The organism is Nocardioides sp. Z30_9 (genome assembly GCF_058215735.1).
In genome coordinates, this window is sequence record NZ_JBZAJF010000002.1 from 1,325,063 (window position 1) to 1,341,351 (window position 16,289).

Below are 16,289 nucleotides of genomic sequence, written 5' to 3' on the forward strand. Positions count from 1 at the left end.
CAGCGCCCCTACTGGGACACGCGGTCCAGGAGCTCGAGCAGTGCCTCGTGCACCTCGTCGGGACGCTCCATCGCGATGAAGTGGGTGGCGGGCAGCTCGGTGTAGGTGGCGCCGGGGATCCGTGCGGCCGCGGTCGACATGTCGTGCGCGGAGGCGAGGATGTCGTACTTGCCGGCGATGAAGCTGGTGGGCACCGCGATGTCGCGCAGCGAGACCCGCCCGTGCAGCGAGGAGTGCAGCGCGAGGTGCATGTACCAGTCGATCGGCGTGGTCAGGAACGTTCGGATCGCGTGCCGGGCCAGCTCGGGGTCCGGCATCGAGAGCATGAACCCCGAGTGCGAGAGCACCCGGTAGGTCGTCGGCCCGATCGGCAGCCGGGAGGCGACCGCGGTGAGCGGCTTGCCGGCCAGCTTGAGGCCGCGCACGACGTTGACCGCGATCGGCTTGCGCAGCACTCGCGGCACGAGGATCGGGGCGCCCATCGAGGAGAACGTGTCGCCCGGGACCCCGCCCACGGCGAACAGGCCGGTGACCCGCTCCGGGTGGGTGACGGCGAGCTCGAACATCGTGTTCACCCCGATGGACCAGCCCATCGCCACGCAGGCGTCCACGCCCGCGTCGTCCAGCACCGCTACCGCGTCCTCGACGAACGCCTCGACGCCCACTCGCTCGGGGTCGCTCGGTCGCTCGGACTCCCCGGTGCCGCGGTGGTTCCAGGAGATGACCCGCACTCCGCACCCGGGCTCGAGCAGGGCCGGCCAGGCGTAGGGGTTGGTGCCGAGGCCGTTGCACAACAGCACCGTGGGCCCGTCCGCGTCGTTGGTCCACGCCTGCAGCTCGGTGCCGTCCGCGCTGGTCACGGTGTAGTAGCGCAGGGCCAGGCCGTCGTCGTCCGACGGCGCGAGGTGCAGGGGCGCGGGGGTAGCCATGGCGGGATTGTGCCCCAGGCCCCGGGCGGCCGCGCGGGTTCGTGCGCGAGATCACCAACAGGCGAGCGGGCACGTCTCGGATGCTGGAGGTGCCGCGCGGCCCCGGTCCGCGCGGTGGGCTCAGCCGAGCCGGGCCACGCGGTGCCGGGAGTGGGCCTCGCCGAAGCTCGCACTGCGCCGGGCGAGCGTGGTCTCGACGTAGTCCTGGGCGTCGTCCCACTCGGCCCGCACCTCGGCCAGGGTGGTGGAGGCCACCATCGCGTTGCGGCACGCCTGCTGCTGGCTGTGCTCGGCCCACCTGGTCACGGGCCGCATCATCGAGTCGAGTATCTGGTTCATGTGCATCTCCCCTGGCTGCTCCGCGCTGTGTGCTCAACGTCGTTAACGAGACGCTAGGCAGTGGGGGAGTCCGAGAGGTCTCAGGTGTGTGACAAGTGTGTGAACAACGCCGGTCAGGCGCCGTCCTTGATCCGCTGCAGCAGGTCCTCGATGATCGTGCGCTCGTGCTCGAAGTAGGACAGCCCCCAGTCCGCCACGAGCGCCGGGTAGCGGAACGCCTCCCCGTCGCGGTCGACCCCTCGCAGCGAGACCCGCACCTGCTCGAGGTCGGCTCGTTCGCGCTCCAGGGCCTCGAGGTGCTCGTGCAGCATGGCAGTGACCGTGGCCGGCTCCACCAGGGCGCCGAGCAGCAGGCGCAGCGCGACGGGGTGCTTGAGCACCGGGAAGCCGACGGGCGAGTCGCGCAGCCAGCGGGTCAGGGCCTCGGAACCCTGCGGGGTCAGCTCGTACGACGACGTGCGGCCGTCCCCCGACCGGCGTACCAGGCCGTGCGCGTGCAGCCGCTCGAGCTCGCTGTACACCTGGCTCATCGCGGGGGAGACCCAGTAGTAGCGCAACGTGCGGTCGGCGCGCTGCTTGAGCTCGTAGCCGGTCAGCGAGTCGCCGAAGGTGAGCAGCCCCAGCAGTGCGTACGCCGTCACCGGCAGGTCTTGACCCATGGTGGGGTCAGGCTACTATTCCTAATAGGAATATGCGAGAGGCGGGGTTCTGGTGCAGACGGTGCTGATGGTGGGGACACGCAAGGGGCTGTGGATCGGCCGCTCCGACGCAGCGCGGACCGACTGGACCTGGACGGGGCCGCACTTCGACATGGAGGAGGTCTACTCCTGCATGATCGACACCCGCGGCCCGACGCCCCGGCTGCTGGCCGGTGCGTCCTCGATGTGGCTGGGTCCCCGCGTCCGCCACTCCGACGACCTCGGCGAGACCTGGCACGAGTCGGCCGACGGCGGGGTCCGCTTCCCCGAGGGGACCGACGCGAGCGTGGAGCGCATCTGGCAGCTCGCCCCGGGAGCCGATGAGGACGTGGTGTACGCCGGCACCGAGCCCGGCGCGGTGTGGAAGTCCACCGACCGGGGCGAGACGTTCGCCCTCGAGCAGGCACTGTGGGACCACCCGCACCGCCCGCAGTGGGGGGCCGGCTTCGGCGGCCAGGCGTTCCACACGATCCTGCCGCACCCCACCGACCCCGACTCGGTGACCGTCGCGATCTCCACGGGCGGGGTCTACCAGACCACCGACGGGGGCGGGTCGTGGTCGCCGCGCAACCAGGGCATCCGGGCCGACTTCCTGCCCGAGGACCAGCAGTACCCGGAGTTCGGCCAGTGCGTGCACAAGGTCACCCGGCACCCCTCACGCCCGGAGCGGCTGTTCCTCCAGAACCACGGCGGGGTCTACCGCTCCGACGACGAGGGCGGTTCCTGGACCTCGATCGCCGAGGGCCTTCCCTCCGACTTCGGCTTCCCGATCGTGGTGCACCCGCACGAGCCCGACACCGTCTACGTCTTCCCGATCGGCAACGGCGCGGGCCGCTACCCGCCGGGGGGCAGGGCCCGCGTGTGGCGGTCCCGGGACGCGGGGGAGAGCTGGCAGGAGCTGGACCGGGGCCTGCCCGACTCCTTCTACGTCGCGGTGATGCGCGACGCGATGTGGCCCGACGCCCACGACGCTTCCGGGATCTACTTCGGTGCCCGCAACGGCGCGGTCTGGGGCAGCGCCGACGGCGGTGAGTCCTGGAGCCAGGTCGTCTCCGACCTCCCCGACGTGATGACGCTGCGCGCCGCCGCCCTCTGAGCCCTCACACGTGCGGGACCGGGGGCACCTCCACCGGAGCCGCTGCCGTATCGGTCCCCAGGTCGCCGCCCAGGTCGTCGAAGTCGATCGGCTCCGGGACACCCGCGGTGATCCGGGTGCCGTCGGCACGGGTACCACCGAGGATGGGCTTGTCCCCGAGCAGTCCGTCGATGCGGTCGCCCTGGTGCTCCAGCGGCACCCGCAAGGGCTCCTCGACGGTGACGACGTACTCCGTGCCGCGCACCGAGAGCCCCACCCCCTCCGGCTCCCCGGCCGACGCCACGGTGAACGCGATCTCGTCCTGGGTCAGCTCCACACGCAGCTGGGAGCCGCGCCACTTCAGCGGGAACCGCAGCCGGGGCCACGAGGCGGGCAGGCGCGGGTCGAAGGACAGGGTGCGGTCGCGGTCGCGCATGCCGGCGAAGCCGAAGACCAGCGCGCTCCACACGCCGCCGGTCGAAGCGACGTGGAGGCCGTCCACGGTGTTGCCGTGCAGGTTCGCGAGGTCGACGTACAGCGCCTGCAGGAAGTAGTCGTGGGCGACCTCGTGGTAGCCGACCTCGGCCGCGATGATCGACTGGACCACGGCCGAGAGCGTGGAGTCGCCGGTGGTGATCGGGTCGTAGTACTCGAAGTCGGCGCGCTTCTCCTCGGCGGTGAACCGGTCGCCCTGCAGGAACAGCGCGAGGACGACGTCGGCCTGCTTGAGCACCTGGAACCGGTAGATCACCAACGGGTGGTAGTGCAGCAGCAGCGGCCGCAGCTCGTCGGGGGTCTGGGAGAGGTCCCAGACCTCGCGGTCGAGGAAGAAGTCGTCCTGGGGGTGGATGCCGAGGCCCTCGTCGAAGGGGATCGCCATCCCCTTCGCGCACGCGCGCCACTCCTCGATCTCGTCGTCGTCGAGGTCGAGGCGGGTGACCAGCTGCGCGTACTCGGTGGGGTGCTCCTCGCGGATCCGCTCCAGTGCCTCCACGGCCTGCTCGAGGTTGAAGCGAGCCATCACGTTGGTGAACAGGTTGTTGTTCACCACGGTGGTGTACTCGTCCGGGCCGGTGACCCCGTGGATGTGGAACGAGGGCGTGCCGTTGCTGCGCCAGAAGCCGAGCTCGGCCCACATCCGGGAGGTCTCCACGAGGATGTCGATCCCGTCGCGGACCAGGAAGCCCCAGTCGCCGGTCGCCGCGACGTACTGGGTCAGCGCGTAGGCGACGTCCGCGTCGATGTGCACCTGTGCGGTGCCGGCCGCGTAGTACGCCGAGGCCTCCTCGCCGCTGATCGTGCGCCACGGGAACAGCGCTCCGGCCTGGGCCATCTCGCGGGCGCGGTGCCGCGCAGCGGGGAGCATCCGGGTGCGGAAGTGGAGCAGGTTTCGCGCCACGTCGGGCTGGGTGTAGCTCAGGAACGGCGCGACGTAGATCTCGCTGTCCCAGAAGTAGTGCCCCTCGTAGCCCGAGCCGGTGACCCCCTTGGCGGGGACGCCCTGCTGGTCGGCCCGCGCGCTCGCCTGAGCAATGGAGAACAGGTTGAACCGGATCGCCTGCTGGAGCACCTCGTCGTCGATCTCCACGTCGGTGGCAGCCCAGTAGCGCTCGTACCAGTCCAGCTGCTCCTGGTGGTAGTGCTCCACGCCGTGGCGCGCAGCCCGGTCCAGGGTCCGGTCGCACCGGTCGGAGAGCTCGCGCACCGGCACGCCCCGGGACGTGTGGTAGGCCACCGTCTTCTCCAGGCGGATGGTGTTGCCCTCCTTGGCGTCGACGCGGATGGATCTCTTGGCGAGGTCGGGGTCGTCGCTGAGGATCGTCTCGCAGTCGTCGGGGGTCTCGAGGTGGTGGTCCGCAGCCACGGCGATCGTCATCAGGGAGTTGGTGCACTGGTAGCCCAGCAGCATCCGGTCCTCGCGGGCGTAGTGCATCCGGGGCACGAGCACCCGGCCCTCAAAGCCGGAGGCCTTGCGGGGATCGACCTGATCGCCCATCGGCTGGACCGTGTCGTGGTACTCGTCCTTGCCGTCCTGCCGGTTGAGCAGCTGGGAGGAGATCACGATGGGGGCGTCGCCCGAGAGCATGGTGACCTCGAGGGTGAGCACCGCCAGGTGGCGCTGGGTCATCGAGACCATCCGGGTGGACTCGACCCGGACCCGCTTGCCCGAGGGGGTGCGCCAGATCAGGGAGCGCCGCAGTACGCCGTCGCGGAAGTCCAGCGAGCGCTCGTAGTGCTCCACGTCGGCGGTCCCGAGGGTCAACGGCTCGTCGTCGACGTAGAGCTTGAGCAGCTTGGCGTCCGGGGCGTTGACGATGGTCTGGCCGGTCCGCGCGAAGCCGAAGGCCGCCTCCGCGTGCCGGATCTCCCAGGTCTCGTGGAAGCCGTTGATGAAGGTGCCGTGGGCGAAGGCGTCGCGGCCCTCCTCGGGGTTGCCGCGCATGCCGAGGTAGCCGTTGGCGACGGTGAACAGGGTCTCGGTGACGCCGAGGTCCTCGGGGTCGTAGTTGAGCTCGACGAGCCGCCAGGGGTCGACCGGGAACCGTCCGCGGTCGAGGGGGTCGCTGTTGACGTGGCGGGTCCTCACGCCCGGGCTCCGCTCGTGTCGGGGACCGTGTCGGGGCTCTTGCCGGGGACCGTCTCCGCGAGGTCTGCCACGACGAGGTCGGCACCTGCGTCGGTGAGGGTCTGCACACCCGCACCCCGGTCGACGCCGATCACCAGGCCGAAGTCGCCGGCACGTCCGGCGCGTACGCCGGAGACGGCGTCCTCGAGCACCACGGACCCGGCGGCGGTGGCGCCGAGCACCTCGGCCGCGTGCAGGAAGGTGTCGGGGGCGGGCTTGCCGGCAAGGCCGAGCTCCGTGGCGACGCGGCCGTCGACGACGGTGGCGAAGCGGTCGGCGAGCCCGGCCGAGTCCAGGACCGCGGGGGCGTTGGCCGAGCTCGACACCACGGCGAGCGGGATCCCCAGGTCGCGGAGGTGGTCGAGCAGGGCCACGGAGCCCGGGTAGGCGACGACACCGTCGCGCTCCAGGACGTGGTTGAACGCATCGTTCTTGCGGTCACCGAGCCGGGTCACGGTGGGCTCGTCGTCCGAGCCGCCGTCCTCGGGCAGGGAGATGCCCCGGGAGTCCAGGAAGTCGCGGACCCCGTCGTAGCGGGGCTTCCCGTCGACGTGGGCGAAGTAGTCGGCGTCGGTGTAGGGAGCCAGGTCCGCGTCGGTGTCCGGGTGCGCCTCGGCGTACTCCTCGAGGAAGGTGTTGAACATCTCCGCCCAGGCACGCATGTGGACCTCGGCGGTGGGGGTGACCACGCCGTCTAGGTCGAAGAGAATGGCGTCGTAGTCGGCCCAGTCGACGACTGGACCGTGATCGCCGTCGGGGGCGTCGGTCGGTGGGGTCACCCAATCAGGCTATGACCAGCGGGGCGATCGGCGCAGTGAGACCCGTTACTCCGGGTGTCGAGAGTGGTCCAGGGGCGAACCAGGAGGACCGGGTGCGACGGCGCCGAAGTAGTCTCGACCTCATGACACAGCAGGATTCTCCGCAGGGCTCCGCACCCGACATCAAGCCCCGTTCACGCGACGTCACCGACGGCCTGGAGAAGGCCGCGGCCCGGGGGATGCTCCGCGCGGTGGGCATGGGTGACGACGACTGGGTGAAGCCGCAGATCGGGGTCGCTTCGAGCTGGAACGAGATCACCCCCTGCAACCTGTCCCTGGACCGGCTCGCGAAGGCGGCCAAGGTCGGTGTCCACGCAGCGGGCGGGTTCCCCCTTGAGTTCGGCACCATCTCGGTCTCCGACGGCATCTCCATGGGCCACGAGGGGATGCACTTCTCGCTGGTCTCGCGCGAGGTGATCGCCGACTCCGTGGAGACGGTGATGATGGCCGAGCGGCTGGACGGCTCGGTGCTGCTCGCGGGCTGCGACAAGTCCCTGCCCGGGATGCTGATGGCTGCCGCCCGTCTCGACCTCGCGTCGGTCTTCCTGTACGCCGGGTCCACGCTGCCGGGCCAGGTCGACGGCAACGACGTGACGATCATCGACGCGTTCGAGGCCGTCGGCGCCTGCCTCGCCGGCAAGATCACCCGCGAGGAGGTCGACCGCGTCGAGCGCGCGATCTGCCCCGGTGAGGGTGCCTGCGGCGGGATGTACACCGCCAACACGATGGCGGCCGTCGCCGAGGCGCTCGGGATGAGCCTGCCCGGGTCCGCCGCCCCGCCTGCCGTCGACCGCCGGCGCGACGGGTTCGCGCAGCGCTCGGGGGAGGCCGTGGTCGGGATGCTCCGCGAGGGGATCACCGCGCGGCAGATCATGACCCTGGAGGCCTTCGAGAACGCGATCGCCGTGGTGATGGCGCTCGGCGGCTCCACGAACGCCGTACTGCACCTGCTGGCGATCGCCCGTGAGGCCGAGGTCGAGCTGACCATCGACGACTTCAACCGGATCGGCGACAAGGTGCCGCACCTCGGCGACCTGAAGCCGTTCGGGCGCTTCGTGATGAACGACGTCGACAAGATCGGCGGCATCCCCGTGGTGATGAAGGCGCTGCTCGACGCCGGGCTGATGCACGGCGACTGCCTCACGGTCACCGGCAAGACGATGCGCGAGAACCTCGAGGCGCTCGCGCCCAAGCCGCTCGACGGCGAGGTGCTGCGCCAGATGGACGCCCCGATCCACAAGACCGGCGGCATCACCGTGCTCCGCGGGTCGCTCTCGCCCGACGGCGCCGTGGTGAAGTCCGCGGGCTTCGACGACACCACCTTCACCGGCACCGCCCGGGTCTTCGACGGCGAGCGGGCCGCGCTCGACGCGCTCACCGAGGGGCAGATCACCGCCGGCGACGTGGTGGTGATCCGCTACGAGGGTCCCAAGGGCGGGCCGGGCATGCGCGAGATGCTCGCGATCACCGGCGCCATCAAGGGAGCCGGCCTCGGCAAGGACGTCCTGCTGATCACCGACGGCCGCTTCTCCGGCGGTACGACGGGTCTGTGCGTGGGCCACATCGCCCCCGAGGCCGTCGACGGCGGTCCGATCGCGTTCGTGCGGGACGGCGACCAGATCACCCTCGACGTCGCGGGCAAGACGCTCGACGTCGCCATCGAGGAGTCCGAGCTCGCGGCCCGCAAGGACGGCTGGACCCCGAACGCGCCGAAGTACACCAAGGGCGTGCTGGGCAAGTACGCCAAGCTGGTGCAGTCGGCGGCCCATGGGGCCGTCTGCGGCTAGTCCCGCTCCGCGCCTGCAACGCCCTTTGTCAACCGAATGGTTGACAAGGGGCGTTGCTGTTTCCTAGGCTCGACTTATTCAACCAATCAGTTGAGGACGAGATGCCCGATCAGCTGTCCCAGGTGTTCGCAGCACTGGCCGACCCGACCCGCCGCGACATGGTGGCCCGCCTGACCGAGGGCGACGCCACGGTCGGTGAGCTGGCCGCGCCGTACGACGTGAGCGTGCAGGCGGTCTCCAAGCACCTCAAGGTGCTGGAGACGGCAGGCCTGGTCACGCGCGGCAGAGAGGCGCAGCGCCGACCGGTCCATCTCGAGGCCGACGTGCTCGACCTGATGACCAAGTGGATCGAGCGCTACCGCCAGCAGGCCGAGGAGAGGTACCGCCGTCTCGACGCGGTGCTGGCCGAGATGAACGACGCCGAGAACGGTCTCGACGCCGACACCCGCAGGGAAGGAACCGCATCATGAGCACCACCATGAAGACCGCCGACGGCACCACCACGATCGAGGCCGACCCGTCGGTCCCGCTGATCCGGATGACCCGCGACTTCCGCGCCACCCCGGCGCAGCTGCTCAGGGCGCACACCGACCCCGACCTGTACGCGAAGTGGGTGGGCCCGGACGGCATCGAGACCCGGATCGACCACTGGGACGCACGCACGGGCGGCAGCTGGCGGTTCACCAACATCCACGAGGGCGAGGAGTACGGCTTCCACGGCTGCTTCCACGAGGTCGGGGAGAACCGGCTCGTGCAGACCTTCACCTTCGAGGGCATGCCCGAGGGCGTCTCGCTCGAGACGATGTGGTTCGAGGAGCTCGGCGACGGCGTCACCCGGTTGCACGCCACCTCGCTCATCGACAGCTTCGAGGCCCGCGACGGCATGCTCTCCAGCGGGATGGACGTCGGCGTGAACGACGGCTACGCCAAGCTCGACGCGCTGCTCGCCGACGGGGCCCTCTGACCGCGATGGACCAGCGGATCAGCTTCATCACCCTGGCCGTCGCCGACCTCGACCGGACCCGGGCGTTCTACGTCGACGGGCTCGGGTGGAGCCCGGAGGTGTTCGTCCCCGGCGAGGTGCTGATGATCCGGGCAGGGGAGAGGCTGATGCTCTCGTTGTGGTCCGAGCAGGGCTTCGAGTCCGAGGTCGGCCCGATCCGCCGCGGCGAGGGGGCGGTGCCGGTCACCCTGGCGCACAACGTGGCGACCGAGGCCGAGGTCGAGGAGATCCTCGACCTCGCCCGATCACTGGGGGCGGAGGTGAGCGGCCCGCGGCATCGCGAGTGGGGCGGCTACACCGGCTACTTCGCCGACCCGGACGGCTTCCGCTGGGAGATCGCGGTCAATCCCGCGATGCCCGACCTCGTCGCGCCCTAGTGGTCAGCTCGGGCGCACGTCCATCACGACCTCGAACTCCAGCAGGTCCGCGCCCGAGGCCACCGGCTTGGCGCGCTCACCGGAGTGGGCGTCGATCGCCGGGCCGTCACGCCAGGCGGCGAAGGACTCCTCGTCCTCCCACTGGGTCACCACGAAGTAGCGGTCCTCGCCCTTGACCGGCCGCAGCAGCTGGAAGCCGAGGAACCCCGGGGTGCCGTCGACGCTGTGGGCCCGGTTGGAGAAGCGCTTCTCCAGCTCCTCGTGCGCCTGCGGGGGGACAGAGATGGCGTTGATCTTCACGACTGACATGAGGTCGAGGCTAGTCACCCCTGACTAGCGTGACGACCATGCCCGCGGTTCCCGACGCTGCCCGACTCGTGCTCCGCGCGTTCGAGCCGGCCGACCTCGACCGCGTGAGCGCGTGGTTCGAGGACCCCGAGGTCCAGCTGCGGCTCGGCGGCCCGGAGTGGCCGGCTCGAGCGCTGCGCCTGGATGCACGCGAGGTCGCAGGCGAGGAGTTCCGCGGCCGCAAGGTGCTGCGCAACCATGCTTGGCTCGCCTGGGCCGGCAGGGTCCCGGTCGGGTACCTCGGTGGCGAGGTCTACGACACCTGGGCCTCGTACGACGGCTCGGACCCCGAACGACCAGTGGTCAGCAGCGTCGAGCCCGGGCCCGCGATGGGCAGCGCCTACGTCATCGACCCGGGCCGGTGGCGCCAGGGGTACGGCGCCGCGATGCTCCGTGCCTGGGTCGAGGCCCCGGAGCTGACCGACGTGCGGGTCTTCGCGCTCGGGATCGACGAGGACAACCACGCGAGCCGCCGATGCGCCGTCGCGGCCGGTTTCGTCGCGGACCCGATTGCGCCGGACTGGGAGGGAACGGTCCACCACCTCCTACGGCGCTGGTAGGTCCTCGGTCACTCAGCGCGCTACCGAGACGGCGGGCAGGTCGAACCAGCGCAGGTGCTCGAAGTCGGCGGAGACCGAGGCCGGGGGAGTGAGGTCGGGCTCGGCGGCGCCGGCGAGGATCTCCTCGGCGTCGAGCAGGTGCTGCCGGAGCAGGGACTCGTCACCGGTCAGCTGCGACGTCGGCGGGTGCATCCCGTGCTCGTCGTAGGTGATCGAGGTCAGTCGCAGCGGCGGCTCGACCAGGCCGTCGCGATGGGTCCAGACCCCGCTCGTGGTGTCGAAGCGGTAGTCGCCGAGCAGCCGCCACCCGTCGCGTGCCACGAGGCGCACCGCCTCGACGATGTAGTCGGCGACGGTGTCGGAGAGGAAGTAGTTGAAGTTCACCCGCACCCACCCGGGCTTGATGCCCTCGCAGCCGCCGGTGATCTCGCGCTCGAACTCCCGGCTCTGCGCCATGTCGATCCCGAGCAGCCGGTGGCCGTACGGCCCGGCGCAGGAGCAGCCGCCACGGGACTGGATGCCGAAGAGGTCGTTGAGCAGCGCGACCACGAAGTTGTGGTGCAGGTAGCGGCCCGAGGGCGCGCGCACCACGAACGAGACGATCGAGAGCCGCGGCGCCTCGAGGTTGCCCAGGATCTCGATCGCGGGCTCCTGGCGCCACGCGGCCACGGCCCGGCCCAGGAACCGCTCCTCGGCCGCGCGGATCGCCGGCACCCCGACGGCCTCCTTGAGCTGGAAGACCAGGCCGGCGCGGATGGACTCGATGATCGCGGGAGTGCCGCCCTCCTCGCGGTGCTCGGGGTCGGGCAGGTAGGCGTGGTCGTCGTCGTTGACGTAGGCCACCGTCCCGCCGCCGGGAACGTCGGGCACCCGGTTGCCGAACAGCTCGCGCCGCGCGACCAGCACCCCCGGGGTCGACGGGCCGCCGATGAACTTGTGCGGTGAGAGGAAGACCGCGTCCTTGTACGCCGCGCGGTCCTGTGGGCCGCCGGGGCACATCTCGATGTCGACGTACGGCGCCGCCGCGGCGAAGTCCCAGAAGGACAGTGCACCGTGCTCGTGCAGGATCCGGGTGATCGCCTCGGTGTTCGACACGATGCCGGTGACGTTGGAGGCGGCCGAGAACGAGCCGATCTTCAGCGGCCGCTCCGCATGGTCCGAGAGGGCCGCACGCAGCGCGTCGAGGTCGATGTGGCCGTCGGCGTCCTGCGGGATCACCACGACGTCCGCGATCGACTCGCGCCAGGGGATCTCGTTGGAGTGGTGCTCGTAGGGGCCGATGAACACCACCGGCCGTTCCTGCGGCGGGATCTGCTCCAGCAGGGAGTACCGGTCCTCCAGCGCCGAGGGGATCCGCAGGCCCAGGACGCCGATCAGCTTGGAGATCGCACCGGTCGTCCCGGAGCCGGCGAAGATCACCACGGTCTCCTCGTCGCCCCCGACCGCCTCGTGGATGATCCTCCGGGCGTCCTCGCGCAGGCGAGTGGTCTGCAGGCCGGTGCCGCTGGACTCCGTGTGCGTGTTCGCGTAGCTCGGCAGCACCTCGTCGCGGATGAAGTCCTCGATGAACGACAGCGCGCGGCCCGAGGCGGTGTAGTCGGCGTAGGTCACCCGCCGGTCGCCGTACGGGGTGCGCATCACGTGGTCCTCCCCGATCACCGAGTCCCGGATCAGTCGCAGGAGGGGGGAGGCGGTCATCTGTTCACTCTAGGCTCAGCGCATGCGATTCAACGTGCACGGGCAACCGGTCGGCGACCCCGTCGACCCGGTCGCCGGCGTCCCCCTGGGGCCGGTGACGCTCACCGGCCGCAGCTGCCGTCTGGAGCCCTTGGCCGAGCAGCACACCGACGCGCTGTACGCCGCGCTGTGCGTCGACTCGCCGCCCTCGGTGTGGACCTACATGTCGGCGGGCCCCTTCGACAGCCGGGCGGAGTTCACCGCATACCTCGACCACCTGCACGCCCTCCCGGCGACAGTGCCGCTGGCGATCGTCCTCCCCGACGGCACCGCGGTCGGGGTCGCGACCTGGCTGCGGATCGACCACGCCAACCGGACCGCGGAGGTCGGCAACATCACCTACGGCCCGGCCCTGCGGCGCAGCACCGCCGCGACCGAGGCGATGTACCTGATGGCGGCGCACGCCTTCGGCTCGGCCGGCGTACGCCGCTACGAGTGGAAGTGCGACTCCCTCAACGAACCCTCGCGCCGGGCTGCGGAGCGGCTCGGGTTCACCTTCGAGGGCGTCTTCCGGAACGCCGTGGTCTACAAGGGGCGCAACCGGGACACCGCGTGGTTCGCGATGACCGACGACGAGTGGCCGCGGATCAGGACCGCCTTCGAGACCTGGCTGGAACCGGCCGGTTTCGACGAGCATGGGCGGCAGCACGCGCGCCTGGACACCAGGTGAACCGACACTGAGAGGAGCCAGCGATGGCGCAGGGCAAGGCAGCAGAGGACAGAAAGGCCCTCACCGGGGCCGAGATCGCGGAGTCGGGGCTGGCCGGTTGGCGCAAGGTGCTGGACCGGCTCACCGTGCGCTACGAGACCGGTGACTTCGGCACCGGCGCGGCGCTGGTGTCCCGGATCGCCGAGGCGGCCGACGCCGCGGACCACCACCCCGACGTGGACCTGCGCTACCCCCACGTGACGGTGTCGCTGAAGAGCCATGACGTGAACGCGATCACCGCCCGCGACATCCGGCTCGCCCGGACCATCAGCGACCTCGCCGACGAGGCCGGGGTGGCCACGGCCGACCGGGCGCCGGACGTGATCGAGCTCGCGCTCGACACCCCCGACATGGGGCGGATCTCCCCGTTCTGGTCGGCGATCCTCGGCTACGAGGCCTCCGACGACGACCAGGTCACCGACGCCGCAGCCCGCACGCCGACGGTGTGGTTCCAGCCCACCGACTCCGAGGACGAGGGCCGGCAGCGCTGGCACCTCGACGTCTCCGTGCCGCACGACGTGGCCCAGACCCGGATCGAGGCGGCGCTCGAGGCGGGTGGGAGGCTGGTCACCGACGAGTACGCCCCGGCCTTCTGGGTGCTCGCCGACTCCGACGGCAACCAGGCGTGCATCTGCACCTGGCAGGGGCGTGACTAGGTTCAGGATGCGGGCACGTGTCTCGCCTGTCGGGACTGATGGCACACTGAGTTGAGCAGTGAGGGGTGCGAGGGCATCCTTGTGCCCATGCGTTTCGATCTCCTTGTACGCACGCGACGCGTGAGCTGAGGGCCTGAACCCTCCGCCCCACGCGTCCACCCCTCGCTCGCCGACAGGCTCGAGGGGTTTTTTGTTGGCCGAAACACGACAGGTTGAACCAGGCAGGAAGAGGAGTGCGATGTCCGAGCAGGGAACCGAGGGCGAGCGCGTCACCGGCGCGCAGAGCCTGATCAAGTCCCTGGAGAGTGCCGGTGCCGAGAGCATCTTCGGGATCCCCGGAGGAGCGATCCTGCCGGCGTACGACCCTCTCTACGACTCCAAGATCCGGCACATCCTCGTCCGGCACGAGCAGGGCGCGGGACACGCGGCCCAGGGCTACGCCGTGGCCACCGGCAAGGTGGGCGTCTGCATGGCGACCAGCGGGCCCGGCGCCACCAACCTCGTCACCCCGATCGCCGACGCCTACATGGACTCGGTCCCGATGGTCGCGGTGACCGGGCAGGTCGGCGCCAGCATGATCGGCACCGACGCCTTCCAGGAGGCCGACATCCGCGGCATCACGATGCCGATCACCAAGCACAACTTCCTGGTCACCGACGCCGCCGAGATCCCGCGGGTGGTCGCCGAGGCCTTCTACATCGCCTCCACGGGACGCCCCGGCCCGGTGCTGGTCGACGTCGCCAAGTCGGCGCTGCAGGCCGAGACCACCTACTCCTGGCCGACCGAGCTCAACCTCCCCGGCTACCGGCCGGTGACGCGGCCGCACTCCAAGCAGATCCGGGAGGCGACCCGGCTGATCCTGGAGTCGCGCCGCCCGGTGCTCTACGTCGGCGGTGGCGTGATCCGCTCGCGCGCGGCCAAGGAGCTGCGCACGCTGGCCGAGCTCACCGGGATCCCGGTCGTCACCACGCTGATGGCTCGTGGCGCGTTCCCCGACAGCCACCCCCAGCACCTCGGGATGCCGGGCATGCACGGCACCGTCGCGGCGGTCGCCGGGCTGCAGAAGAGCGACCTGATCATCAGCCTCGGCGCCCGCTTCGACGACCGGGTCACCGGAAACCTGGACTCGTTCGCCCCCGGCGCCAAGGTGATCCACGCCGACATCGACCCCGCCGAGATCGGCAAGAACCGGTTCGCCGAGGTGCCGATCGTGGGTGACGCCCGCGAGGTGATCTCCGACCTGATCATGGCGCTGAAGGCCGCGCAGGACACCGGCACCACCGGTGACTACGAGGGCTGGGTGAAGTTCCTGGCCGGCGTGAAGATGCAGTACCCGCTCGGGTACGACGCTCCCGCCGAGGGCCTGGCCCCGCAGTACGTCATCGAGCGCCTCAGTGCGATCTCCGGACCCGAGTCCATCTACGTCTCCGGCGTGGGCCAGCACCAGATGTGGGCCACCCACTTCGTGCAGTACGAGCACCCGAACACCTGGATCAACTCCGGCGGCCTCGGCACGATGGGCTTCGCGGTTCCCGCCGCGATGGGCGCCAAGGTCGGCTGCCCCGACACCACGGTGTGGGCCATCGACGGTGACGGCTGCTTCCAGATGACCAACCAGGAGCTCGCCACGTGCACGATCGAGGGCATCCCGATCAAGGTGGCCGTGATCAACAACGAGTCGCTGGGCATGGTCCGCCAGTGGCAGACCCTGTTCTACGAGGGCCGCTACTCCAACACCGACCTCCAGTCCAAGCGGGTGCCGGACTTCGTGAAGCTCGCCGAGGCGTACGGCGCCGTCGGGCTGTCCTGCGACCACCCCTCCGACGTGGATGCCACGATCAACAAGGCGATGGAGATCAACGACGTGCCGGTCGTGGTCGACTTCCGGGTCGAGCGGGACGCGATGGTGTGGCCGATGGTCGCAGCCGGGACCTCGAACGACGAGATCAAGTACGCCCGTGACCTGGCCCCCGAGTTCGAGGAGGACGATCTCTGATGAGCACGCACAAGCACACGCTCTCCGTGCTCGTGGAGAACAAGCCCGGCGTGCTCGCACGCATCGCGGGCCTGTTCAGCCGGCGGGGGTTCAACATCGACTCCCTCGCCGTGGGCCCGACCGAGCACCCCGAGATCTCCCGGATGACGATCGTGGTCGGCCTGGAGTCCTCCCCGCTCGAGCAGGTCACCAAGCAGCTGAACAAGCTGGTCGAGGTGATCAAGATCGTCGAGCTCGAGGACCGGGAGTCCGTCGAGCGCGAGCTCCTGCTCGTCAAGGTCAGGGCTGACGCGGACACCCGCGGCCAGGTCCTCGACGCGGTGCAGCTGTTCCGCGCGAAGGTGGTCGACGTCGCCCTCGACGCGGTCACGATCGAGGTGACCGGCAACGCCGCCAAGCTCAAGGACTTCCTCGCCGTGCTCGAGCCCTTCGGCATCCGCGAGCTCGTCCAGTCGGGCATGGTCGCCATCGGCCGGGGCAGCCGCTCCATCTCCGAGCGCACCCTGCGCCCGGTCCCGGTGTCCGTCCCTGCGGCGTACTCGATCCCGGGCTGACCCCATGTAAATCGGGGTTATGGACGCTCATCAAGCGTCCTGCCGCCCCGGAGCCGTCCACAACCCTCACCAAGCCA

General features: G+C 70.4%; 17 protein-coding genes. 10 read left to right on the forward strand and 7 right to left on the reverse strand.

The window, feature by feature from the left end; genetic code table 11:
• Positions 1-8: 8 nt before the first annotated feature.
• The 3 genes from AC4BGB_RS17075 to AC4BGB_RS17085 form a co-directional block, all read right to left on the reverse strand.
• Complete coding sequence (locus AC4BGB_RS17075; protein WP_490548115.1) at positions 9-929, reverse strand: alpha/beta fold hydrolase; 921 nt, start codon at positions 927-929, stop codon at positions 9-11.
• 120 nt (positions 930-1,049) lie between these two features.
• Positions 1,050-1,268 carry a hypothetical protein gene (locus tag AC4BGB_RS17080; RefSeq protein ID WP_490548116.1) on the reverse strand — a complete coding sequence of 73 codons (219 nt, stop codon included), beginning with the start codon at positions 1,266-1,268 and terminating at the stop codon, positions 1,050-1,052.
• A gap of 113 nt (positions 1,269-1,381) precedes the next feature.
• Entirely contained in the window at positions 1,382-1,927 is a 546-nt protein-coding gene (locus tag AC4BGB_RS17085; protein WP_490548117.1) for a helix-turn-helix transcriptional regulator, read from the reverse strand.
• A 52-nt stretch (positions 1,928-1,979) separates the two neighbouring features.
• Here AC4BGB_RS17085 and AC4BGB_RS17090 point away from each other — a divergent pair, with 52 nt between their 5' ends.
• Positions 1,980-3,062 (forward strand): WD40/YVTN/BNR-like repeat-containing protein, encoded by a 1,083-nt coding sequence (locus AC4BGB_RS17090; protein WP_490548118.1) that lies wholly within the window; start codon positions 1,980-1,982, stop codon positions 3,060-3,062.
• A gap of 4 nt (positions 3,063-3,066) precedes the next feature.
• Here the strand turns inward: AC4BGB_RS17090 and AC4BGB_RS17095 are convergent, their stop codons facing one another.
• Positions 3,067-5,628: a glycoside hydrolase family 65 protein gene (locus AC4BGB_RS17095; protein WP_490548119.1), complete on the reverse strand. Its 2,562-nt coding sequence runs from the start codon at positions 5,626-5,628 to the stop codon at positions 3,067-3,069.
• Positions 5,625-6,446: an HAD family hydrolase gene (locus tag AC4BGB_RS17100; protein ID WP_490548120.1), complete on the reverse strand. Its 822-nt coding sequence runs from the start codon at positions 6,444-6,446 to the stop codon at positions 5,625-5,627. Before AC4BGB_RS17100 ends, AC4BGB_RS17095 begins: the two co-directional genes overlap by 4 nt.
• A 122-nt stretch (positions 6,447-6,568) precedes the next feature.
• On the opposite strand from AC4BGB_RS17100, the gene ilvD reads away from it, so the two are divergent.
• The 4 genes from ilvD (at position 6,569) to AC4BGB_RS17120 (ending at position 9,652) form a co-directional block, all read left to right on the forward strand.
• Positions 6,569-8,272, forward strand: coding sequence for a dihydroxy-acid dehydratase (ilvD, locus tag AC4BGB_RS17105; RefSeq protein WP_490548121.1), 1,704 nt, complete (start codon positions 6,569-6,571; stop codon positions 8,270-8,272).
• Between the two features lie 101 nt (positions 8,273-8,373).
• A complete protein-coding gene (locus AC4BGB_RS17110; protein WP_490548122.1) occupies positions 8,374-8,742 on the forward strand; it encodes an ArsR/SmtB family transcription factor in 369 nt (122 codons plus the stop codon).
• Positions 8,739-9,236 (forward strand): SRPBCC family protein, encoded by a 498-nt coding sequence (locus AC4BGB_RS17115; RefSeq protein WP_490548124.1) that lies wholly within the window; start codon positions 8,739-8,741, stop codon positions 9,234-9,236. Before AC4BGB_RS17110 ends, AC4BGB_RS17115 begins: the two co-directional genes overlap by 4 nt.
• Before the next feature lie 5 nt (positions 9,237-9,241).
• Positions 9,242-9,652 (forward strand): VOC family protein, encoded by a 411-nt coding sequence (locus AC4BGB_RS17120; protein ID WP_490548125.1) that lies wholly within the window; start codon positions 9,242-9,244, stop codon positions 9,650-9,652.
• Positions 9,653-9,655: 3 nt separating this feature from the next.
• On the opposite strand, the gene AC4BGB_RS17125 is transcribed toward AC4BGB_RS17120, so the two are convergent.
• Positions 9,656-9,961, reverse strand: a complete 306-nt coding sequence (locus AC4BGB_RS17125) for an antibiotic biosynthesis monooxygenase family protein (RefSeq protein ID WP_490548127.1) — start codon at positions 9,959-9,961, stop codon at positions 9,656-9,658.
• A 38-nt stretch (positions 9,962-9,999) separates the two neighbouring features.
• Between AC4BGB_RS17125 and AC4BGB_RS17130 the strand changes: the two genes are divergently transcribed.
• Positions 10,000-10,560, forward strand: coding sequence for a GNAT family N-acetyltransferase (locus tag AC4BGB_RS17130; protein WP_490548128.1), 561 nt, complete (start codon positions 10,000-10,002; stop codon positions 10,558-10,560).
• A gap of 12 nt (positions 10,561-10,572) precedes the next feature.
• On the opposite strand, the gene AC4BGB_RS17135 is transcribed toward AC4BGB_RS17130, so the two are convergent.
• The gene (locus tag AC4BGB_RS17135; RefSeq protein WP_490548129.1) at positions 10,573-12,258 is read right to left on the reverse strand and encodes an aminotransferase class V-fold PLP-dependent enzyme; all 1,686 of its coding nucleotides are present in this window, start codon (positions 12,256-12,258) and stop codon (positions 10,573-10,575) included.
• Positions 12,259-12,280: 22 nt separating this feature from the next.
• Here AC4BGB_RS17135 and AC4BGB_RS17140 point away from each other — a divergent pair, with 22 nt between their 5' ends.
• The 4 genes from AC4BGB_RS17140 (at position 12,281) to ilvN (ending at position 16,212) form a co-directional block, all read left to right on the forward strand.
• A complete protein-coding gene (locus tag AC4BGB_RS17140) occupies positions 12,281-12,967 on the forward strand; it encodes a GNAT family N-acetyltransferase (protein WP_490548130.1) in 687 nt (228 codons plus the stop codon).
• A gap of 23 nt (positions 12,968-12,990) precedes the next feature.
• Positions 12,991-13,662: a 4a-hydroxytetrahydrobiopterin dehydratase gene (locus AC4BGB_RS17145; protein ID WP_490548131.1), complete on the forward strand. Its 672-nt coding sequence runs from the start codon at positions 12,991-12,993 to the stop codon at positions 13,660-13,662.
• Between the two features lie 238 nt (positions 13,663-13,900).
• Positions 13,901-15,658: an acetolactate synthase large subunit gene (locus tag AC4BGB_RS17150; RefSeq protein ID WP_490548132.1), complete on the forward strand. Its 1,758-nt coding sequence runs from the start codon at positions 13,901-13,903 to the stop codon at positions 15,656-15,658.
• Positions 15,658-16,212 carry an acetolactate synthase small subunit gene (gene ilvN / locus AC4BGB_RS17155; protein WP_490548133.1) on the forward strand — a complete coding sequence of 185 codons (555 nt, stop codon included), beginning with the start codon at positions 15,658-15,660 and terminating at the stop codon, positions 16,210-16,212. The genes AC4BGB_RS17150 and ilvN overlap by 1 nt, the downstream gene beginning before the upstream one ends.
• Positions 16,213-16,289 lie beyond the last annotated feature (77 nt).